Source organism: Cryobacterium breve (assembly GCF_027594785.1).
GTDB classification, from domain to species: Bacteria; Actinomycetota; Actinomycetes; order Actinomycetales; family Microbacteriaceae; genus Cryobacterium; species Cryobacterium breve_A.
In genome coordinates this window covers 2,063,191-2,082,389 of sequence record NZ_CP075584.1, presented here as the reverse complement: position 1 = coordinate 2,082,389, position 19,199 = coordinate 2,063,191, and the positions used below count along the sequence as shown (strand labels likewise).

At 68.6% G+C, this 19,199-nt stretch carries 19 protein-coding genes and 6 pseudogenes; 11 read left to right on the top strand and 14 right to left on the bottom strand.

Annotation, left to right across the window (positions count from 1 at the left end; all coding sequences use genetic code 11):
* Position 1: 1 nt before the first annotated feature.
* Positions 2–607, bottom strand: a complete 606-nt coding sequence (locus tag KIV56_RS10190; RefSeq protein WP_281533357.1) for a helix-turn-helix domain-containing protein — start codon at positions 605–607, stop codon at positions 2–4.
* 78 nt (positions 608–685) lie between these two features.
* On the opposite strand from KIV56_RS10190, the gene KIV56_RS10185 reads away from it, so the two are divergent.
* The gene (locus KIV56_RS10185; protein WP_281533356.1) at positions 686–1,234 is read left to right on the top strand and encodes a class I SAM-dependent methyltransferase; all 549 of its coding nucleotides are present in this window, start codon (positions 686–688) and stop codon (positions 1,232–1,234) included.
* Between the two features lie 89 nt (positions 1,235–1,323).
* Here KIV56_RS10185 and KIV56_RS10180 read toward each other — a convergent pair whose 3' ends face one another.
* The 5 genes and pseudogenes from KIV56_RS10180 to KIV56_RS20380 all read right to left on the bottom strand — a co-directional run.
* A complete protein-coding gene (locus KIV56_RS10180; protein WP_281533355.1) occupies positions 1,324–2,430 on the bottom strand; it encodes a DNA alkylation repair protein in 1,107 nt (368 codons plus the stop codon).
* Between the two features lie 191 nt (positions 2,431–2,621).
* Positions 2,622–4,052: an HAD-IC family P-type ATPase gene (locus KIV56_RS10175; RefSeq protein WP_281536122.1), complete on the bottom strand. Its 1,431-nt coding sequence runs from the start codon at positions 4,050–4,052 to the stop codon at positions 2,622–2,624.
* Positions 4,032–4,369: pseudogene (locus tag KIV56_RS10170) on the bottom strand (cation-transporting P-type ATPase); the annotation flags it as partial. The gene KIV56_RS10175 and the pseudogene KIV56_RS10170, both read right to left, overlap by 21 nt.
* Positions 4,370–4,523: 154 nt before the next feature.
* Positions 4,524–4,772, bottom strand: a pseudogene (locus KIV56_RS20385) (hypothetical protein); the annotation flags it as partial.
* Positions 4,747–5,364, bottom strand: a pseudogene (locus KIV56_RS20380) (cation-transporting P-type ATPase); the annotation flags it as partial. The pseudogenes KIV56_RS20380 and KIV56_RS20385, both read right to left, overlap by 26 nt.
* A 193-nt stretch (positions 5,365–5,557) precedes the next feature.
* Between KIV56_RS20380 and KIV56_RS10160 the strand changes: the two are divergent.
* The gene (locus KIV56_RS10160) at positions 5,558–5,950 is read left to right on the top strand and encodes a PLD nuclease N-terminal domain-containing protein (RefSeq protein ID WP_281533354.1); all 393 of its coding nucleotides are present in this window, start codon (positions 5,558–5,560) and stop codon (positions 5,948–5,950) included.
* Between the two features lie 1,345 nt (positions 5,951–7,295).
* Here KIV56_RS10160 and KIV56_RS10150 read toward each other — a convergent pair.
* From KIV56_RS10150 to upp, 4 genes are all read right to left on the bottom strand, one after another.
* Positions 7,296–7,487: a DUF1918 domain-containing protein gene (locus KIV56_RS10150; RefSeq protein ID WP_281533353.1), complete on the bottom strand. Its 192-nt coding sequence runs from the start codon at positions 7,485–7,487 to the stop codon at positions 7,296–7,298.
* Positions 7,488–7,512: 25 nt separating this feature from the next.
* Entirely contained in the window at positions 7,513–8,001 is a 489-nt protein-coding gene (locus KIV56_RS10145) for a MarR family winged helix-turn-helix transcriptional regulator (protein ID WP_281533352.1), read from the bottom strand.
* 440 nt (positions 8,002–8,441) lie between these two features.
* Positions 8,442–9,143 (bottom strand): winged helix-turn-helix domain-containing protein, encoded by a 702-nt coding sequence (locus KIV56_RS10140; RefSeq protein WP_281533351.1) that lies wholly within the window; start codon positions 9,141–9,143, stop codon positions 8,442–8,444.
* A 551-nt stretch (positions 9,144–9,694) separates the two neighbouring features.
* Complete coding sequence (gene upp, locus KIV56_RS10135; RefSeq protein WP_281533350.1) at positions 9,695–10,327, bottom strand: uracil phosphoribosyltransferase; 633 nt, start codon at positions 10,325–10,327, stop codon at positions 9,695–9,697.
* A gap of 33 nt (positions 10,328–10,360) precedes the next feature.
* On the opposite strand from upp, the gene tadA reads away from it, so the two are divergent.
* A complete protein-coding gene (gene tadA, locus KIV56_RS10130; protein WP_281533349.1) occupies positions 10,361–10,840 on the top strand; it encodes a tRNA adenosine(34) deaminase TadA in 480 nt (159 codons plus the stop codon).
* On the opposite strand, the gene KIV56_RS10125 is transcribed toward tadA, so the two are convergent.
* Both KIV56_RS10125 and KIV56_RS10120 read right to left on the bottom strand, forming a co-directional pair.
* Complete coding sequence (locus KIV56_RS10125) at positions 10,809–11,558, bottom strand: glutamine amidotransferase (RefSeq protein WP_281533348.1); 750 nt, start codon at positions 11,556–11,558, stop codon at positions 10,809–10,811. The two genes, tadA and KIV56_RS10125, sit on opposite strands and share 32 nt — an antisense overlap.
* Entirely contained in the window at positions 11,555–12,517 is a 963-nt protein-coding gene (locus tag KIV56_RS10120) for a cation diffusion facilitator family transporter (RefSeq protein WP_281533347.1), read from the bottom strand. Before KIV56_RS10120 ends, KIV56_RS10125 begins: the two co-directional genes overlap by 4 nt.
* Before the next feature lie 57 nt (positions 12,518–12,574).
* Between KIV56_RS10120 and proC the strand changes: the two are divergent.
* The 4 genes and pseudogenes from proC (at position 12,575) to KIV56_RS10100 (ending at position 14,939) form a co-directional block, all read left to right on the top strand.
* Positions 12,575–13,445 (top strand): annotated as a pseudogene (gene proC / locus KIV56_RS10115) (pyrroline-5-carboxylate reductase).
* Between the two features lie 160 nt (positions 13,446–13,605).
* Entirely contained in the window at positions 13,606–14,157 is a 552-nt protein-coding gene (locus KIV56_RS10110) for a hypothetical protein (RefSeq protein WP_281533346.1), read from the top strand.
* Positions 14,158–14,271: 114 nt separating this feature from the next.
* The gene (locus KIV56_RS20375) at positions 14,272–14,535 is read left to right on the top strand and encodes an ArsR/SmtB family transcription factor (RefSeq protein ID WP_432432544.1); all 264 of its coding nucleotides are present in this window, start codon (positions 14,272–14,274) and stop codon (positions 14,533–14,535) included.
* Positions 14,536–14,840: 305 nt separating this feature from the next.
* A complete protein-coding gene (locus KIV56_RS10100) occupies positions 14,841–14,939 on the top strand; it encodes a 30S ribosomal protein bS22 (protein ID WP_003792170.1) in 99 nt (32 codons plus the stop codon).
* A gap of 46 nt (positions 14,940–14,985) precedes the next feature.
* On the opposite strand, the gene KIV56_RS10095 is transcribed toward KIV56_RS10100, so the two are convergent.
* Positions 14,986–15,723 (bottom strand): HAD family hydrolase, encoded by a 738-nt coding sequence (locus tag KIV56_RS10095; protein WP_281533345.1) that lies wholly within the window; start codon positions 15,721–15,723, stop codon positions 14,986–14,988.
* 53 nt (positions 15,724–15,776) lie between these two features.
* Between KIV56_RS10095 and KIV56_RS10090 the strand changes: the two genes are divergently transcribed.
* Together KIV56_RS10090 and KIV56_RS10085 are read left to right on the top strand one after the other, a co-directional pair.
* The gene (locus KIV56_RS10090) at positions 15,777–16,046 is read left to right on the top strand and encodes a glutaredoxin family protein (RefSeq protein WP_281533344.1); all 270 of its coding nucleotides are present in this window, start codon (positions 15,777–15,779) and stop codon (positions 16,044–16,046) included.
* Positions 16,043–16,339: a Dabb family protein gene (locus KIV56_RS10085; RefSeq protein ID WP_281533343.1), complete on the top strand. Its 297-nt coding sequence runs from the start codon at positions 16,043–16,045 to the stop codon at positions 16,337–16,339. Before KIV56_RS10090 ends, KIV56_RS10085 begins: the two co-directional genes overlap by 4 nt.
* Before the next feature lie 138 nt (positions 16,340–16,477).
* On the opposite strand, the pseudogene aspS reads toward KIV56_RS10085, so the two are convergent.
* Positions 16,478–17,792 (bottom strand): annotated as a pseudogene (gene aspS / locus KIV56_RS10080) (aspartate--tRNA(Asn) ligase).
* Positions 17,793–17,871: 79 nt separating this feature from the next.
* Here aspS and KIV56_RS10075 point away from each other — a divergent pair.
* Positions 17,872–18,515, top strand: a pseudogene (locus KIV56_RS10075) (histidine phosphatase family protein).
* 330 nt (positions 18,516–18,845) lie between these two features.
* Complete coding sequence (locus KIV56_RS19755; protein ID WP_348648562.1) at positions 18,846–19,154, top strand: TlpA family protein disulfide reductase; 309 nt, start codon at positions 18,846–18,848, stop codon at positions 19,152–19,154.
* Positions 19,155–19,199: the final 45 nt, after the last annotated feature.

Sequence of the window (19,199 nt, the reverse complement as noted above, 5' to 3'; positions counted from 1 at the left end):
GTCACTCGCCCAGACGGCCCGGCGGGGCGGCGCGCACGTGCATCCGCTCGCCCTGACGGCCGAAGAGGGTGAGGAACTCGACGTCGCCAGGTCCGACCCTCCCGAACCAGTGCGGCGTGCGGGTATCGAACTCGGCGGCCTCCCCGGCCGGGAGCACGAGGTCATGCACGCCCAGCACGAGCCGCAGCCGGCCGCGGAGCACGTAGATCCACTCGTATCCCTCGTGCACTTTCGGATCCGGCTCCCGCTCCGCCACCGAGGCCGGGATCAGGTGTTTGAACGCCTGGGGCCCGCCACTACCGCCGCGGGACAGCGGCACGATCGTCTGGTCGCGATGCCGGGTCGGTCGCAAGTGGATGCGCGGGTCACCCGTCTCCGGTGCCCCGACCAGCTCGTCGAGCGGGACGCCGTAGGCGCGAGCCAGCGGCCACAGGAGTTCGAGCGCGGGACGCCGCTGCCCGGATTCGAGCCGGGACAGCGTGCTGACCGAGATGCCGGTGGCGCCAGACAGTTCGGCAAGTGTCATCCCGTGCTCGCTGCGCCGCGCGCGCAGGAGCGGGCCGACGGCGGCGAGCATCGTCTCCGTCGTGGGGGAAGTGTCGTCCATGGGTTGATCTTGCCACTTCGGCAAACGAGCTTGGCGATTCCGTCGATCCTGGCCGAGCATCGGAGCTGGAGGTCTGCCATGACACACGAGGAACACCCGTTCGGCCGCGACTATTGGGAAGAGCGCTACGCCGCTCCCGGTCTGGCCTGGAGTGGGGACCCGAACCCCGTGCTGGTTGCCGAAGCCACGTCACTCACCCCGGGCAGAGCCCTCGACATCGGCAGCGGGGAAGGCGGCGACGCACTCTGGCTGGCGATGAGCGGGTGGCAGGTCACCGGTGTCGACATCTCCACGAACGCGCTCGCCAAGGCGCGTGCCCGGGCGGAGTCCGTCGACGGGCATGCCGCGGCGCGCATCCGCTGGGAGCGGCACGACCTGACATCCTGGTCGCCGGAGCCTCGGTCGTCCGACCTCGTCTCGTCCCAGTTCATGCACCTGCCCGGGTCCGCCGGGAGCATTCTGTTCCGGGCCCTCGCGGAGGCCGTCGCGCCAGGCGGCACGCTGCTCATCGTCGGTCACGACGTCTCAGAAGCCGATGCCGGCGAGCACCGGGCTCACTTCCGAGAGCTGATGTTCGGGGTCGACGATGTGCTTGCCGCGATCGACGGCGCGGAGCCTCGAGGTTGATCTGGCCGAATCGCGCGAGCGGGACGCCCCCGCCGCCCATGACAGCGTGACTCGGGTGCGAGACGTGGTGGTCAGGGCGACCCGGCCGGTCAGGCCTCCGGCAGCAGGATGAACGGCGTCCGGCCGTGGGTCACACCGTTCACCTGCAACTCGACGGCGTGCTCCCCCGGGTAGTAGCGGCGGGTCGTGATCGGCCGGAGTGAATGGCCCTTGGACAGCAGGACGAGCTCGCCGGGCGCAAGGGTCAGAGTCGTGAGCTTGAACGTCTTGCCGCTGAGGGTGCCGTTCGCCTTCTGGTGGTGCACGACGTAGTCGACCGCCAGGCGGGTGGCCACCCGGGCATTGTTGCGGATGCTGGCGGTGAAGTCGACCGTTCCGCCGAACGCCACCTTCGCCTCGGCCAGCACCGGGCCGGCCACGGTCACGTCGGCGGCATGGAAGCCGAGCTGGGCGAGCGCGGCCGGGTGGCCCCGCTTGACGAGGGTGCGCAGCGCGTGCCGCACGAGTCTGGCGGTGTGCTCGTCCGGTTCGGCGAGCCAGGCGGCCGTCGCGGCGACCGCGAGCCCCGGATGCTGCCTGCTGAGGTCGTTGAGATGGTTGGCGACCGACCGGCGCACGGCCTCGTCCGCGTCGCGGTAGAGCGCGTGCAGGATCGGCAGCGTCGCGGTCGGTTCGGCGAGGATGCCGGGAACGCGCCGGGCCCACGGCAGGAACGGCCGGGTACCCTCTGTCGCGAGCCGGCGCACGTCGGCGTCGGCTGACGCGGTCCAGCCCAGCACGACCGGGAGCGCACGGTCGAGGTCGTGGTCGAGCAGCAACCGAATGGCGAACTCGGAACTGAGCCGGCCCGTGAGTTCGGCGAGCATGCCCAGGGCGTCGTCGAAGGCGGCATCCGTGCCCGCCCCGATGCCCTTGACCGCGATCGCTGTCGACACCGGCCAGATCAGCCAGCCGGTGAACGGCAGGGTCCCCGAGGCGGCGGCGCGCAGCGTCGCGGCGAACGAGTCGTAGTCGCCAGGCAGGTCGGCCAGCAGGGCGTCGCGCAACAGGTCGCTCCGCTCTCGAAGCGAGAACGGGCCGAGTATTTCGGTGGCTTCGCGCAGGGCGGTGAGTGACGCGTGCGGCTTGACGGCCTGGATCGCCGCGGTGAGGGCGACAGCGGTCGGCACTCCGATGAGTTGGTCGGCGAAGGGCATGGGACTCCTGGTGCTGGTGTAGCGGTGTACCCCACCAGCGTGCCAGATTGCGGTCGCGCCGAACACCCCTCCGGTTTCAGCAGGCCGCGCCCGAAACGGCGGGCGCGGTGTGCCGAAACCGGCGCGGGCGCGGGCGTGAGCCGCCGAAACCGGCGCGGGCGCGGTGCCCGTCACAGCGAAAGGCGGATGCCTCAGGCCCGGCCGGCGGGCGCGCTCGCACCGCGGCGCCGAAGGGCCGCAGCCCCCTCCCGGACCCCGAGGAACAGGACCGCGGCACCGAGCACGAAGGCCCAGTCCAGGACGCCGAGCCCGCTCGTGCCGAAGAAACCCGCGACCAGCGGCACGTACACGATCACGAGCATGATCGTGACGGCGAGGGACACGGCATACCAGAATGACGGGTTGGCGAACTGGTACCTCGTGAAGAACCCGTGCACGCTGCGGCGCTGGATGATGCTGACGAGCTGGCAGACCATGATAGTGACGTAGGTGGTCGACATCGCCTCGGCGAGCAGTACGGCGGGCACCGGCTGGCTGAACGGGTCGATTCCGTTCCGGCTGAAGAACACCAGGTAGTTGACCATGGCGAAGACCCCGATCAGGGACCCGCACCAGAGCACGTCGACGATCGAGCGTCCGTTGAGGATCCGCGCGCGGGAATCCCGGGGCGGGTCCTTCATCGTCTCCCCTTCGGCGGGGTCCTTGCCGAGCGCCGCGATCGGGAAGATCTCCCCGAGCAGGTCTATCGCGAGGATCTGCAGCACGTTCAGGGCGAGGGGCACGCCGAACAGGGAGGCCAGAGCCAGACTCGCGGTGTTGACGACGAACTCGGCGATGTTCGAGGTCAGGCAGCTGAGCACGCCCTTGGTGATGTTGCGGTAGATCGTCCGACCCTCTGCGATCGCGTTCACGAGGGTTGCGAAGCTGTCGTCGAGTAGCACGATCTCTGCGGCCTGCTTGGCCACGTCCGTCCCGGAGGCGCCCATCGCGACCCCGATGTTCGCGTGACGCAATGCGGGCGCGTCGTTGATGCCGTCGCCGGTGACGGCGACGATGTGCCCGGAGGCCTTGACGAGGTCGACGATTCGCACCTTGTCCTCCGGTGCGACCCGGCTGAACACCGTGCCGCCGCCGAGTGCGTGACGGAGGACCTCGGCGTCGGGCATCGTCGCGAGCTCCGCGCCGGTGACGATGCTGAGACCGTCGTCGCCGGAGAGCCCGGCCTGATGTGCGATGGCCTCGGCCGTGAGGGAGAAGTCGCCCGTGACGATGTTGACCTTCACGCCTGCGGCGAGAACGGTCGTCATGGCGGCGGGGACGGCGTTGCGGATCGGGTCCTGCATCGAGACGAGTCCCAGGATGGTCAGGTCGCGTTCGATGACGCCGATATCGGCGCTGGCGGCATCCGCTTCGGTGAGCACGCGCGTCGCGAAGACGAGGTTGCGGAGTGCCCGGCCCGCCTTCTCGGTGTGCCGGGCGAGCAGCGCCGCCCGGTCGGCGTCCGTGATCGGGCGCACGGCACTGCCGTCGTCGATCAGGCCGGCCCGGGCGAGGAGACTCTCCGGAGCGCCCTTCGAGTACGCGGTGACGCCTCCGGCCGGATCCCGGCGGATGCTCGTCATCAGTTTTCGGGTGGAGTCGAACGGCAGTTCGCCGATCTCGGGGAGCCCGCGCGCAGGGCATCGAGGTCGATTCCTGCCTTGCCTGCCGCGACGAGGAGTGCGCCCTCCGTCGGGTCGCCCAGGATCCGCCAGCCGTCGTCCCCGGCCGGGGCGACGAGGCGGGCGTTGTTCGCGAAGACCCCGACGGTGAGGAACGCGCGCAGCCGGGCCGTCGCCGTGTCGCTCCGGGACTCCGGTTCGATGACGCCGACCGGCGCGTAGCCGATTCCGGTGACCCGGTAGTCGGCGCCGCCGACCACGAGTTCGCTGACCGTCATCTCGTTCTTGGTGAGCGTGCCGGTCTTGTCGGTGCAGATCACGTGCGTCGCCCCGAGCGTCTCGACCGAGCCTGAGCTTCTTGACGAGGGCGTTCTGCCGGGCGAGGGTCCCCGCGGCGGCGGCGAGCGCGGTATTGACCTCGGCGGGCAACCCCTGCGGGATCAGGGCGCAGGCGAATCCGACGGCGAAGAGCATCGCCTCTCGGAGCGGCAGCTCGGACTGCACGGCAACGACCAGCACGACGAGAGACACCACGGCGACGCCGTACGTGACGTACTTCGCGATCTTGCCCGTCTCCACCTGCAGCGGGCTGCGGGTCTGCGGGGCCGACTGGCTGAGACGCGCGATTCGCCCCAGGCTCCGTGTGCATCCCGGTCGCCGTGACGAGTCCGAGCGCCTCACCGGTCGCAACGCTGGTGCCCGCGAACGCCAGGTTGCGGCGGTCCGCGAGCGGCACGTCGTGCGGGATCGGTCGCGCGTACTTGCGGGTCGGGTCGCTCTCACCCGTCAGGGCGAAATCGTTGGTGGAAAAGGCGGTGGTGTCGACCAGTCGTACGTCCGCGGGCACGGAAATACCTTCGGTCAGCCGCACCACGTCCCCTGGAACGAGCGCCCGGGATTCGATCTCGGTGAGGACGCCGTCCCGATAGACCTGACTGGTCGGGTCGACGAGCCTTTCGAGCGCCTCCATGGTCTTCTCCGCGCGGTTCTCCTGCACGAAACCGATCAGGGTATTGAAGCCGACGAGGGCGACGAGGACGCCGGCAGTGCCGAGGTCGCCGAGGAACCCCGTGATGGCGGCGCTCGCGAGGAGCAGCACGATCATCCAGTCGGCGAACTGGCGCAGGTAGCGCGTCAGTGTGGATTCCTTCTTGAGCGCGACGATCGCGTTGGAACCCGCAGCGAGCCGCCGCTCGTCCGCAGCGCCGGTCGTCAGCCCCGAGCGGGAGCTGTCGAATGCTCTGAGCACTTCATCAGCCGTTTCCCGATAGATCGATGCGGCGGGGTCAGCGGAATCGGCGGGGTGGAGCCTGCGGCAAGCTCATGGCCCAAGGCTACGCTTCGGCCCGGGCGGCGGAGGCCGGGGCACACCAGCCCGGGGTGGCCGGACGGACGTGCACGGCCTGCGGACCGGGCGTACGCTGTGCTCGTCGGCTACCGCAGAGGGTGACACCGGGGAGAAGCGCATGACACACACCAGGAAGAAGAGCTCGAAGCGATTGGCGCGGCAGCGGGCCTGGAACGACCTCAGCCCGCGTGAACAGACCGGGGTCCTCGTCGCCGGATCGGTGCAGCTCGCGCTCGCCGCGACCGCGTGGACGGATCTGGCGCGGCGTCCGGCCGCGCTCGTCAACGGGCCGAAACTCCTGTGGGCCGTCATCATCGGCGTGAACTTCATCGGGCCGATCGCCTACTTCGTGGGCGGCAGGCGGAAAGCACCCGCAGCAACTCCAGTGCCCGCAGCAAATCCGGTGCCCGCAACAACTCCGGTGCCCGTGGCGGCATCGGAGCCCGAAGCCGGTTTAGTGCCCCCTGTGGTCGACGAAGGCGAGTCGGGGCCCATGCCGGGGCTTGCCTAGGCTCCCGGAGACCTCCAGCAGGCGGACCACCCGGTACCGGTGCGGCTGCCAGATGCGCATCGCGGCGACCATGAGCGCGTCGTCGAAGTCCGCGTCGAACAAGGTGTGGCCGATCGCCCCGGCGAGGTGGTAGTCCCCCCACCGAGAGCGCATCGGCGTCACCGAACGCCCGCTGGGCGACTTCCGCCGCAGTCCACTCTCCGATCCCCGGCACCGCGCGCAGCCGTGCGCTCGCCTCGGCCGCCGACAGGTCGCTTGCTGCCTCCAACTGCCGCGTCACGGCGAGGCAGGTCATCACCGTGCGGGACCGCTGCGGGTCGACGCCGGCGCGATGCCATTCCCAGGAGGGAATGAGTTGCCAGGCTCGCGTCGACGGCGGCACGCGCATTCCGGCGGGTGCCGGGCCGGGCGCCGGTGTCCCGTGCGCACGGACGAGGGCGCGGAACGAGGCCGTGGCCTGCAGGCTGATGACCTTCTGTTCGAGGATCGCGGGGATGAGCGATTCGATGACCCGCCCGGTGCGGGGGATCCGCAGGCCGGGCCAGTGCCGGTGCGCGTCCCGCACGAGCGGATGCTGCGCGTCGAACCCCGAAGGATCGTCGCGCTCCCCGAGAAGTTCCGGCGCGCCCTCGACGGCCTCCTTCGCGCCCTCGCCCCACGCCTCGCAGCGCAGCTCCGTCAGGCCGGACTGGGTGAGTCGCAGGGTTGCGGGCCCGGACCGCGTGAGCGTGGTGCGCCACACGGCACCGTCCGGGCTCACCTGGAACGTGGGGTCTGCGCGGCCCCGGCGCAGGCGGGAAAGGGTGAGGCCGACATCCGTCGGGTGGGCCGGCCGCCACCGGCTCGAGCAGTCGGGCACCCCCGGTGCGTTGTCAGGTCCCGTCGCTGTGCCCACCCTGACAGCCTAGGGACTGCGTCCGACAGGCCGGGCGTTTCCGCAGGATCAATGCGCTTCGGGTGCGCTTCGAACCTCGGACGCTGAACCTCTGAACGCCGGGTGCCTGGTCAGTGCGCCCCGACCGTGAGGTGCTGCTTGACAATCGGCTCGATCCGTACACTCGTGCGTTCGCAGCCCGAGCACTTGAGCACGTAGAGCGGCAGCGTGACCTGCTTCGCGTGCGCGGCGTTCGGCGTGAGCCTGCGCCGATGAATGACAGAACGGACACGTGATCAGCATGGTTGAGTCCCCTAATTCTCTTACCCGCCACGGTTTTGTAACGTGTACTTCAACGCTAACTCTCCAAACCCGTCGTGGTACCCCCTAGACGGATGTGACGAACTATGTATCCGCACAGAAACGGATGCCTGCCACCGGTCGTGCCCGTCCGATGGCGCCGCTATGGGCTCAGTCCGTGTCGGAGTGCTCGACGACGAAGTCCGCACCCGGGTAGACGACACTCTGGTGCCCTTCGCCGAAGCTAACGAGGTACGGCGGCTGGCCGTCGGGGCCGCGGACCTCGATGATCTCCCCGTGTTTGTCGGGTGTCTCGACCGTCCGGCCGCGAATGATGATTCTGTTGCCGATGATTGCGCGCATGCCCACGCACCTCCTGCGGTTCAAACTACGCCGGGGTGGCCGTTCTCAACAGGGCAGGTCTTCCGGCGGCGGGCAACCCGCCGGCCCGATCCGGAGCCGGTCGCAGAGGGCGGTGAGCCTGCTCGAGTTCCTCGTTGGAGAGGGCGTCGCCGAAGCGGGCCGAGATCGAGCCCATGTGGTCGACCGCGACCCTGCGGAACAACGCGTACCCGGCATCCGTCAGCTCGACGATGGCGCCGCGCCCGTCGTTGGGGTCGGTGACCTTGCGGATATACCCGCGCGAGGCCATACGGTCGATCAGGCGGCTCACGCTCGGCTGGGTGAGCAGCACGTGCTGGTTCAGTTCACGCAGGCGGATGCGGCCATCCGGCTCCCTGGAGAGGTTGAACAGTACGTCGTATTCGTTGAAGGAGATCTCGCGGGACGGGAAATCGCTCGCGAGGCTGCGCATGATCGCCACTTGTGCGCGGAAGAGAGACTCCCAGGCGGATACTGCGGCCGCTCGATCCGTCACCGGTCCTCCTCAGTCGTGTCTTCCCAGACTAGAGAATCTACGCCGACCCTCGCTGCACAGCTCTTGGCGAATTCGCAGAAAAAATACAGGCGCACAGCTAGCGTTCCGTTACCGGTTCGTTATATATTCGTTGTGCGTCAACCGTTTGCTGTGGCGGAAGACGCGAAATGTGATTGCAGGACACTCTTGGTGCAAGGGAAGAGGGTCGGTCGTTAAACCTCTACGACCGGCCCTCAATCACGTTAACGCCCCGTCCGCGTCATGACCCCGCCGCTCACTGCCTACCGCGCACCGCCGCGGGTCATCGCGTATCCGCTCGCGCCTGGGCCTCACGTCTTCTGAATTACGGAAAGAACACCTTCGTGCGCTCGACGAAGGTGTTCTTTCCGCAACTCAATCCAGCTGAGCGTCGGTGAAGGGTGCCGGGTGCCGGACTGACCCTAGAAGACGTCGGGGCTCGGCGTCGTCGACTGGCGGATGGAGACATCCGCGTGACGGTCGAAGCGGTAGCCGACGCCGCGCACGGTGCGCACGATGTCTTCGTAACGGCCGAGCTTGGCGCGCAGGCGGCGCACGTGCACGTCGATCGTGCGCTCGTTGGGCGCGTCGTCCTCATCAGCGGCGTCCCAGAGCTTTTCGATGAGTTCGGCACGCTCGATGGTGCGGCCTTCACGCAGCACCAGGTACTGCAGGAGTTCGAATTCCTTGTACGTCAGCGCCGCGGTCTCGTTGTCGAGCACGACGCGCTTGCGGGAGATGTCCACGACGACGCCGCCGGCGGCGCGGTCCGGGTCGGCCACGGTGCGGTGGCGGGCCAGGGCGGCCGGGTCCTGAAGGGCGAGGCGAACGACGTCCACGTCGCGGCCGCCGGCCCCTGCCGGGGCGAGCGCAACGGCGGCGTGGGTTTCCGCGTGCGGGGCGAGTTCCTCGGTGAGGGCCTTGAGCGCCTCGACGATGCGGTGCAGCGAGGTGCCGGCCGCGGCGGCCTTGGCCTCGTCGATGCCGACGTAGAGCACGAAGCCGCGGGCCTCTGTGCCCTCCGGGACGGCGCGGATGCGGGGAGCGGCGGGGGCCGGCGCCAGGGCGAGTGCCGGGCGTGCGTTGTGGATGGAGCGGGCGGTGTCAATGTGTGCGAGCGACATGGCAGGAGTCCTTGGGGGGTGATGATGCTGGGGTGAACCCGGCGCTCTGCGCGGTTGCGGGTTCGGCAATGGTCGTTGCGACCGGGTGCGGAGCGTCAGAGAGGCTCCGGGAGTTCAACCGACCGACTCAGAACCGCGGTGTGCTACACGGGGTTCGGAGGCGAGACGGGAAGCTCGGCGAGGGTGTCGCGATTCAGCGGCACATTCGGCAACACTCAGCGCGCATGCCGGGCATCATCATGCCGGCATTCCCAAGGGCCTCGAGGGAGGTCAGGGGGCGGGGGGAGGTTGTCATAACTGTGAGTAAAGCCCACTGTTACGGCGTGTGTCAACTTTGTGACGCAGGAAGCCGGGAAACCTGCTGCATCACGTTCGCCCCGGTCGGGTCGAACGGGAGGATCCGTGCCCGATGGTCACTTTGTCAGATCTTCCTCGATGAAAAGCCACTTCATCAAAGATTCGTGAAAGTACTGCCTTGCTGCGCTCGTGTGTCGCAGGACCTGCGCGTTCCGCCGGTGTGGTTGGGGCCGGCGGAACGGGGGGAGTGTGCTCTAGACGAGTCCGTACAGACGGTCGCCGGCGTCGCCGAGTCCGGGAACGATGTAGCCGAGCTCGTTGAGGCGCTCGTCGACGGCGCCGAGGACGATCGAGACCTCACGACCGGGGAATGCCGCCTCGACGGCGGCGAGGCCCTCGGGCGCTGCCAGGATGCAGATGGCCGTGACGTCGACGGCGCCGCGATCGAAGAGGAACTTGATGGCCGCGATCAGCGAGCCTCCGGTGGCGAGCATCGGGTCGAGCACGAAGCACTGGCGGTCGGAGAGGTCGTCGGGCAGGCGCTCGGCGTACGTGGTCGGCTGGAGGGTCTCCTCGTTGCGGGCCATGCCGAGGAAGCCGACCTCCGCGGTCGGCAGCAACTTGACCATGCCCTCGAGCATGCCGAGGCCGGCGCGCAGGATCGGCACGACGAGCGGCTTCGGGTCGCTGATCTGCACCCCGTGGGCCAGCCCGACCGGGGTTTCGACGGTAATGTCTTCGACCCGCACCCCGCGGGTTCCCTCGTAGGCGAGGAGCGTCATGAGCTCCTCTACGAGGGAGCGGAAGAGCGGTGAGGAGGTGCGTTTGTCCCGCAGAACCGTCAGTTTATGGGTGATGAGCGGATGGTCGGCTACATGGACTCGCATAGGCTCAATCTACTAGCTGGGGGAGGTATCCGGATGGGCGAGCAGGGTCGCGAGCACCGCGAATGGATGGAGCTTGCCCTCCGGGAGGCCCGTGCCGCCCTCGAAACGGGCGACGTTCCCGTCGGCGCGATCGTGGTCGACGCCTCCGGGGCTGTCATCGGCCGCGGCCGCAACGACAGGGAGGCACGGCAGGACCCGACCGGCCACGCCGAGATCGTCGCCATCCGGGCAGCGGCCGCAGCTCTCGGCGATTGGCACCTGACCGGTTGCACGCTCGTGGTCACGCTCGAACCCTGCGTGATGTGTGCGGGCGCGATCCTGGCCGCGCGCATCCCGGTCGTCGTCTTCGGCGCCTGGGACGAGAAGGCGGGCGCGGCCGGCTCCGTCTACGACGTGCTGCGCGACCGCAGGCTCAACCATCGTGCCGAGGTCTACGCCGACGTCGACGCCGAGGAGTGCGGCGCCCTGCTCCGGGAGTTCTTCAGCGATCCAGCCCGTCGAGCCATTCGCTGAACGAAGCGCGGGACGCATCCTGCATCGTCCCGGCGTAGAGTTCGCGCTCCGCGCGCAGCGCCTCAGGGTCGAGGCCGGCAGCGGCGAGCTCGGCGGCGGATGCCTGCATCCAGACCTCGTGCATGGCCGGTGTCACTTCGGGGTGGAATTGCACGGCGAGCGCCCAGTTGCCGATGGCGAAGGCCTCGTTGCCGTACTGCGGGGAGCCGGCGAGGCGGGTCACGCCCTCCGGGAGGTCGAAGGTGTCGCTGTGCCACTGCAGCACGGGCACGCCGGCCACGTGGCGGAGCGGTCCGGCGGCGCCGAGACCCGTGGGCTCGACCGTGCGGAAGCCGATCTCGTTGGTCGGCCCGGGATAGACCCGGGCGCCGAGAGCGTTGGCCATCAGCTGGGCGCCGAGACACACGCCGAACACCGGGCGCTCCGCGGCGAGCCGGTTCTGCAGGATCGTGATCTCCTCGGCGAGCGCGGGGAACCGGTCGGTCTCATACGCTCCCATCTCGCCGCCGAGTACGACGACGAGGTCGGCGGCCGTCGGGTCGATCTCCGCGAGGTCGTCGCTGAGGATCTCGACGTAGTCCACCGTGTAGCCGTGCTCGTGGAGCACGGGCTCGAGGTTGCCGAGATGGATGGTGGCGTCGTGCCGCAGCACGAGCGCCGTCCGCGTCACAGCGACCGGTGCGGCATCCGGGGCCGCGGCGGTCGGCGCTGCGCTCATTCCCGGCCCCGGATGATGATGGTGTCGGTGAGCGGGCCGTGCTGGCTCGGGTCGTGGAACACGTCGGGCTCGAGGTAGATCGCGCGGGCGCTCGGCATGGCCGCCCGCACCCGTTCCTCGATGACGTCGATCGACGCCGCGACGTCGGAGAAGCGCAGTTCGGCGTCGAACGCGAGCTTCGCGGCCACGAGCAGTTCGTCCGGCCCGAGGTAGAGCGTCTTCATGTGGATGATGCGCTGGGTCTCCGGGCCGTTCAGGATCGCACGCTGGATCTTGGCGGTGTCGGCGGTGCCGGCGCCCTCGCCGACGAGGAGGCTCTTCGTCTCGATTCCGAGCACGATCGCCACGAGCACGAGGAGCACGCCGATGCAGATTGTCCCGATCGCGTCCCAGATCGGGTCGCCGGTGACGATGGTCAGGCCGACGCCGAGGAACGCGAGCACGAGGCCGCTGAGCGCCGCGACGTCTTCGAGCAGCACGACGGGCAACTCGGGGGCCTTCGCGTGGCGGATGAACTGCACCCAGGTCTCCGTGCCCCTGGTGTGGTTCGACTCCTTGATCGCGGTGCGGAGGGAGAAAGACTCGAGGGCCATCGCGACGAGCAGCACGAGGATCGGCAGCCACGGCACCTCGAGCGGGTGCGGGTCCTGCAGTTTCTGCACGCCCTCATACAGGGAGAACACGCCGCCGATGGAGAACAGGATGATCGAGACGACGAAGGCGTAGACGTAGCGTTCGCGCCCGTAGCCGAACGGATGCTCGGTGTCGGCGTCCTTCCGCGACTTGCGGCCCCCGAGCAGCAACAGCAGCTGGTTGCCGGAGTCGGCGAGGGAGTGCACGCCCTCCGCGAGCATCGAGGAGGAACCGGAGAACGCCCAGGCGATGAGTTTTGTCGCGGCGATGCCCAGGTTCGCCCCGAGTGCCGCGATGATGGCCTTGTTCCCCGAAGATGCGCTCATGGAGCAATTCTAGGAGGCCCCCGAGGCTGCGAAACGCTCCGAAAGTAGACTGGTTGCATGACCGAGACTGCCGCCGCCGCGGTGACCCCCACCGTCCTGCCCGCCATCGCCTTCCTCGGGGCCGGATCGATGGCGCGTGCCGTCCTCACCGGGCTGCTGACCCCCGCCGTGACGGTCGAGGGCGGCATCCGCGCGACCAACCGCACCGCGGAGAAGGCCGCAGAGCCTGCGGGACCTGCCCGGCGTCACCGCGTGGGCCACCGCGCTCGATCCGGACGCCAACCGCACCGCTGTGACCGGGGCCCGCATCGTCGTCGTAGCGGTGAAGCCGGCGATGGTGCCCGACCTCCTTCGCGAGATCGCATCGTCGCTCGCGCCGGGCACCCTGGTGCTGAGCGTCGCGGCCGGCGTCACGATCGCCACGTTCGAAGCGCTCCTGCCGGCATCCGTCGCCGTGATCCGGTCGATGCCCAACACCCCCGCCCTCGTCGGCAAGGCCGTGACCGGCCTGAGCGCAGGCACCCGCTCCACCGAGGCCGACCTCGACCTGGCCAGGGCCCTGTTCGGCACCGTCGGTTCGGTGCTCGTCGTTCCGGAGGAGAAGCTTGACGCGCTGAGCACGATCAGTGGCTCCGGCCCGGCCTATGTGTTCTACCTGATCGAAGAGTTCACCCGCACGGCCATCGACAAGGGCTTCACCCCCGAGGAGGCCGCCGTGCTCGTCAACGGCACCTTCCTCGGGGCGAGCACCCTTCTCGCGGCAAGCCCGCTGTCGCCCGGCGAACTGCGCCGCCAGGTGACGAGCCCGCACGGCACCACGGAGCGCGCGGTGTGGGAACTCGAGAAGGGCGGCCTCAAGGACCTCTTCGACCGGGCGACGGATGCCGCACTCGCCCGCGCCCGCGAACTCGCCGCCCCGGCGGAGTAACCAGCCGGCGTCACACGGTAGCCGCCCGGCGTCACGCGCGGCACGATCCGTGTGCTGCGGCGCAATCGAGGCCGGGACCAACGACCTGGGGCGTCGGCACTGAGGAACGCACCCCGCCAGGCTACGCAATTCTGCCCGTCATCTGGACTAAGTTTCGACTATGACTCAACGACGGTATGCACGGCTCACCCTCCTCGCTGCAGCCGCCGTCGCCGCGCTGATGGCCGGCTGTGCGTCACCGTCGACAGACGTCGCCGCGCCCGCACCGACTGCAACGACCAGCGCGAGTGACCTGGCCACGACGACGCCCACCCCGGCAGAGACGCCGACGACGGCTCCGTCTTCGGCCCAGACAACCTGCCCGACAGCGTTCGTCGACGCCGAGAATGCGAAGCTGACCCAGGACGGGCTTACACCGCGAAGCCCCGGCGCGAACACGGACCTCGACGCTCTGGCGGGCGCGACGGGTCTGCGTTGCACGTGGGCCAAACCGGGCACAGACATCGTGGTGTGGTACGGAGAATGGCCCGGCGACCTGGGAACGTGGGAGGACGTGCGCACGAGGCTCCTGGCCGACGGGTACACGGCGACGGGGGACCTGTCGGTGTCGAGACCGGTTTCCGAGTACGATTCGGCCGTCTCCTACCGCGGTGGCATGCTGTACTACGTGAGTCCTTCCTCACTGATCGCCTCGGTTCGAGCCCTGGAGTAGAAGCTCAGCCGCAGGCTTCTTCCGAATCTCAACAGGCCCGGCCGCAGGACGTGCGGCAATCCGGCAAACGCGGTCGTCGTAGTATCCCTTCGCGGGAATGACTAGCCTAAAGGTATGGCAGACATCTTCGGCGTGGTGGCGGACTCGACTCGACGCGAAATATTACGCATTCTCCTCGAGCGATACAACCAGTCCGGGGCGGCCGGCGGCGAGCTCAGCGTGTCTGACATCGTCGTGCAACTCGGCCTCAGCCAGCCGACCGTCTCCAAGCACCTCAAGGTGTTGCGCGAGGCAGGACTCGTCGGCGTGCGCGAGGCGGGGCAGCACCGTTATTACCATCTCGACTATGCCCCCTGGAGGAGATCGAGGACTGGCTGATCCCATTCCTGAGCGTCGATTTCGACGCCGCAACGGAGGAGGAAGCCGAAGAGGCCGAGGGTCTCAAGGAAGAACAGCGGGCATTCGCGACAGCGATCGGCAAGGTCTTCGCCGACACCTCATTCCAGGTCGCGCATGCCGTCAAAGACGTTAAACCGCGCAAATGGCGGAAGAACGAATAGAACAATCAGCAGTACTCGACCGGCAACCGCCGACCGAGCGTCGAGCGTCGCGCTTATCCGCTAGACTGGCACTTTCGTGTCTGTCGCGAATCTCGCGGCGAAATCAAATCTTGTGAGGTCCGTGTGGGTTCTGTAATTAAGAAGCGACGCAAGCGTATGGCGAAGAAGAAGCACCGCAAGCTGCTTCGTAAGACCCGCCATCAGCGTCGCAACAAGAAGTAGGACGGCTTAGTCCGTCCCCAAGCGTGAGCGTTAGGTCCTTCCGGGCCTAGCGCTTTTTGCTTGCCCGGACCCGGTTCGCGCGCGCCGCCCGGCGGATGCTCGCCCGCTTCATCCGCATCACGGGCCAGTCGCGTGCCGCCGCATACCGCGCGAGCGCGGCGTCAGGGTTGACCACGACCGGGTGGCCGACCAGGTCGAGCAGCGGAATGTCGTTGTGGGAGTCGGAGTACGCCCAGCAGTCTGCGAGGTCGACCCCGCTCGCCGTCGCCCGCGCCCGAGCAGCCTCGGACTTCAGCGCGCCGTGACAGACCCCGGCGGCCAGACGACCCGTGAAGATGCCGTCATCGGCCTCGAGCACGGTCCCGACCGCGCCCGTGAAGCCGAGGCGCACGGCGATCACGTCGGCGACCTCCTGCACGCTCGCGGTGAGCAGCCAGACCTCGTGGCTGTTCTCGAGGTGCCGCCTGGCCACCGCGACCGTCTCCGGCCAGAGCCGGCGGGTGAGCTTCGTGTCGAAGATCTCCTCGCTCAACCGGATGAGCTCGGCCTGTTCGAACCCGACGGCGACTTCGAGGGCACGCAGCAGCACCGTGGAGAGGTGATCGCGGTTCTCGCCGACGGCGAGGAACCGGGCCTGCTTCCAGCCGAAGGAGGTGATATCGCGCCGGGTGATCAGCCCGCACCGCCAGGCGGCGACGCCCAGATGATAGAGGCTCGCCCCTCGCATCAGGGTGTTGTCGACATCGAAGAACGCGATGGCGCGCGGGGGAGTGGCTTGGAACATCTCCCTTGGAGTCTAGTTGGGTCACCATGCCGTGCCCGGCTTAGGCTGAGTGCATGCCCACTGCACTCCTCACCCTGATCGGCAAGCCCGGCTGTCACCTCTGCGACGATGCTCGTGAACTCGTGACGGATGTCGTCCGCACCCTCGACGGAACGCCCGGAGCACCGGAGATGGCCATCGAGGAGCGTTCGATCCTGGACGACGCGGCCCTGAGCGAGCTGTATCTGGAGGACATTCCCGTGCTGATGATCAACGGCAAGGTGCACAACTACTGGCGGATCGATCCCGACCGGCTCCGCGCGGCCCTTCTGGCCGTCAAATGATCCGGCACGTGGTGTCGTGGCGGCTCGCCGCGGCAGATCCCGCCGCACGTGCGGCCGATGCCGCCGAAATCGTCGAGCGCCTCGAGGCCCTCGTCGGCGTCGTCCCCGAGATCCGCACCCTGCAGGTCGGCACGGATGTCGTCGGGAACCCCAACTGGGACGTCGTGCTGATCGCCGACTACGAGGACCTCGACGCGCTCGCGCGCTACCAGGCGCACCCTGCCCACGAGGCCGCGGGTGCCTTCATCCGCTCCGTCGTCGCCGAGAAGGCCACGGTCGACGTCCAGTTCTGAACCCGGCGGTCTTCAGAGGGCGATTCCGCGCCACGCAACGCCGAAACGCAGGACGTCCGGGCTGCTGAGGCTGTGTGAGCCTCAAGTCGCCGGAAATCCTGCGTTTCGTGGTGCCGTCGGGGCCTTGGCCCCCGCGATTTACGGCTCGAGGCGGGTCGGGCCGCGGAACAGGTAGGTGACCTCGCGGATGCTGGCCTGGTGCAGCATCAGCATGAGCACCCGGGCGAGGCCCATGCCGAAGCCGCCGTGCGCGGGGACGCCGTAGCGGAAGAAGTCGAGGTAGCCGCCGAGCTCTTCCGGGTCGAGGCCCTTCTCGATCGCCTGGGCGGTGAGCACGTCGATGCGATGCTCACGCTGCGCGCCGGTGGAGATCTCGGTGCCGTTGAAGATCAGGTCGTAGCTGTTGGTGATGGTCTGGTCGTTCTCCGGACGCATGTGGTAGAACGGGCGGATGCTCGCGGCGTAGTCGGTGAGGAACACGAACTCGTGGCCGTAGGTCTCGAGCACGTACGCGGCGATCTGGCGCTCGCCCTCCGGGTCCATGTCGTCGTCGTCGCGCGGAACCTCGTAGCCGCGGCTCTTGACGATCTCCTTGGCCTCGGCGAGGGGGATGCGCGGGAACGGCTGCGTCGGAACGGTCACCTCGACGCCGAACAGCGCCAGGACCTCCTCGCCGTGCTTGGCCTTGACGGCCGTGAAGCCGGCGACGAGGAGTTCCTCGTGCAACTGCATGACGTCTTCGTGACTGTCGATCCAGCTGATCTCGGCGTCGACGCTCGTGAACTCGGTCGCGTGGCGGCTCGTGAAGGACGGGTCGGCGCGGAATGCCGGTCCGACTTCGAAGACCTTGCCGAAGCCGGCGGACTGGGCCATCTGCTTGAAGAACTGCGGGCTCTGCGCGAGGTAGGCCTTGGTGTCGAAGTAGTCGACCTCGAAGAGCTCTGCACGGGACTCGCTCGCGCTCGCCATCAGCTTCGGGGTGTGCAGCTCGATGAAGTCGTGTTCGATCCAGTAGGTGCGCAGAGCGTGCTCGAAGGTGGTCTGGATGCGGAAGATCAGGTTCTGCTTCGGCTGGCGTAGGTCGAGGAAGCGCCAGTCGAGGCGCTTGTCGAGGCTCGAGTCCGCGGCGATCGGCGTCTCGGGGATGGCGGCGGTGACGACCGTAAGCGTCGCGAGCTTGATCTCGATCCCGCCGAGCTTGACGCGTTCGTCGTGCTTGAGCTCACCGGTCACGGTGATGAAGCTGCCCTGGGCGAGCGCGGAGATCGTGGAAGCCGGCTCGTCGGCGACGACGGCACCGTCGGCATCCGTCGTGCGGGGGTTCACGAGCCTGCACCGCACCCGACTCGTCGCGCAGCACGACGAACTGCACCTTCTTCTGGTCGCGCACCGTGTCGACCCACCCCGAGACCGTCACGGTTCCGTTGGAGAGGGCGGCCAGGTTCTTGATCAATACGCGCGAAGTCACCAGATAAGTTTAGCGGCACCGGCTCTCGGCTAATTCATGGGCACCTCCTCCGTAGAATGAGCGGGTGGTAGCCAGCCAGATCCATCTCGTCCGTCACGGTGAAGTGTTCAATCCCGAGCGCGTGCTGTACGGCAGGCTGCCCGAATTCCGGCTCTCCGATCTCGGCGCCGCCATGGCGACCACCGCCGCCGTCGATCTCGCCGAACGGGGCCGGCCGGTGCGCCGCGTCATCGCCTCCCCCTGCAGCGCACGCGCGAGTCCGCGGCGCCGATCGCCGCGGCGTTCGGCCTGCCCGTCGAGATCGACGAGCGCATCATCGAACCGACCAACAAATTCGAGGGCAAACGGATGTCTGGCGAGCACAGCGCCCTGCGCGACCCGCGCAACTGGCCGGCCATGCTCAACCCGCTGCGACCGAGCTGGGGCGAACCGTACCGGGCGATCTCCGCGCGGATGCTCGCCGCGATCGACGAGGCCTTCAACTCCGTGACCGACGGCGACGTCGTACTCGTCAGCCACCAGCTGCCGATCTGGATGGTGCACCGCTCCCTCGCCGGCGAGCGGCTCGCGCACGACCCCCGCGGCCGCCGCTGCGCCCTGTCGAGCATCACCACGCTGTCCTGGCGCGGCGAGGGACTCGTGGAGATCAGCTACGCGAACCCGGCAGCCGCGCTGCAGGCCGGGGCCACGGACGTAGGAGCGGTGTGAAGGCCGCTCCCGGGAACGGAATGCCCCCGCGTCGGCGCCGCGCCGCCGGCCTGGGCGGCCTGACGGGGCTGCTCGCCCTTGCCCTCGTGCTCACCGGCTGCTCGACCGACCCGCTCGCCGACCAGTACCGCGCCGGCAGTAACAAGGGCTTCATCGCCGGCGACGGCAGCGTCACGGAGATCGCCGCCGCCGACCGCGGAGCCGCCGTGACCTGGAGCGGTCTCGACGAGACCGGCGCCGCCGTGTCGAACACCGACTACGCCGGAAAAGTGCTCGTGGTCAACTTCTGGTACGCGAGCCTGCGCCCCGTGCCGCGCCGAGGCCCCGGCCCTGCAGAAGCTCAACGCCGAGTTCTCCGGCAAGGGCGCCGAGTGGCTCGGCGTGAACGTGCGCGACCAGGCCGCGAACGCGATCGCCTTCAACCAGAGCTACGGCATCACCTACCCCTCGATCATGGATGTCGACGGTGGGGCCATGCAGCTCGCCTTCAGCGGCAGCATCCCGCCCAACGCGGTGCCGACCACCCTCGTGCTCGACAAAAGCGGCCGGGTCGCCGCGCGCATCCTCGGCGCCCTGTCGACGCCGTCGATCCTGGAGACCATTGTGCGCGACGCCATCGCCGAGGTCCCCGCGGCGTGAACAATCCCTTCGGCGAAATCGTCTTCAGCGGCCAGGCTCCTGTTT

Coding starts and splice junctions, on each gene's coding strand:
- KIV56_RS10150 (WP_281533353.1), bottom strand. CDS start 7,487: ATGCGCGCAATCATCGGCAACAGAATCATCATTCGCGGCCGGACGGTC.
- KIV56_RS10125 (WP_281533348.1), bottom strand. CDS start 11,558: ATGAGCGCAGCGCCGACCGCCGCGGCCCCGGATGCCGCACCGGTCGCT.
- KIV56_RS10095 (WP_281533345.1), bottom strand. CDS start 15,723: ATGTTCCAAGCCACTCCCCCGCGCGCCATCGCGTTCTTCGATGTCGAC.
- KIV56_RS10110 (WP_281533346.1), top strand. CDS start 13,606: ATGACTCAACGACGGTATGCACGGCTCACCCTCCTCGCTGCAGCCGCC.
- KIV56_RS20375 (WP_432432544.1), top strand. CDS start 14,272: ATGGCAGACATCTTCGGCGTGGTGGCGGACTCGACTCGACGCGAAATA.
- KIV56_RS10160 (WP_281533354.1), top strand. CDS start 5,558: ATGACACACACCAGGAAGAAGAGCTCGAAGCGATTGGCGCGGCAGCGG.
- KIV56_RS10090 (WP_281533344.1), top strand. CDS start 15,777: ATGCCCACTGCACTCCTCACCCTGATCGGCAAGCCCGGCTGTCACCTC.
- tadA (WP_281533349.1), top strand. CDS start 10,361: ATGGGCGAGCAGGGTCGCGAGCACCGCGAATGGATGGAGCTTGCCCTC.
- KIV56_RS10140 (WP_281533351.1), bottom strand. CDS start 9,143: ATGTCGCTCGCACACATTGACACCGCCCGCTCCATCCACAACGCACGC.
- KIV56_RS10085 (WP_281533343.1), top strand. CDS start 16,043: ATGATCCGGCACGTGGTGTCGTGGCGGCTCGCCGCGGCAGATCCCGCC.
- upp (WP_281533350.1), bottom strand. CDS start 10,327: ATGCGAGTCCATGTAGCCGACCATCCGCTCATCACCCATAAACTGACG.
- KIV56_RS10175 (WP_281536122.1), bottom strand. CDS start 4,052: ATGACGAGCATCCGCCGGGATCCGGCCGGAGGCGTCACCGCGTACTCG.
- KIV56_RS10120 (WP_281533347.1), bottom strand. CDS start 12,517: ATGAGCGCATCTTCGGGGAACAAGGCCATCATCGCGGCACTCGGGGCG.
- KIV56_RS10190 (WP_281533357.1), bottom strand. CDS start 607: ATGGACGACACTTCCCCCACGACGGAGACGATGCTCGCCGCCGTCGGC.
- KIV56_RS10185 (WP_281533356.1), top strand. CDS start 686: ATGACACACGAGGAACACCCGTTCGGCCGCGACTATTGGGAAGAGCGC.
- KIV56_RS10180 (WP_281533355.1), bottom strand. CDS start 2,430: ATGCCCTTCGCCGACCAACTCATCGGAGTGCCGACCGCTGTCGCCCTC.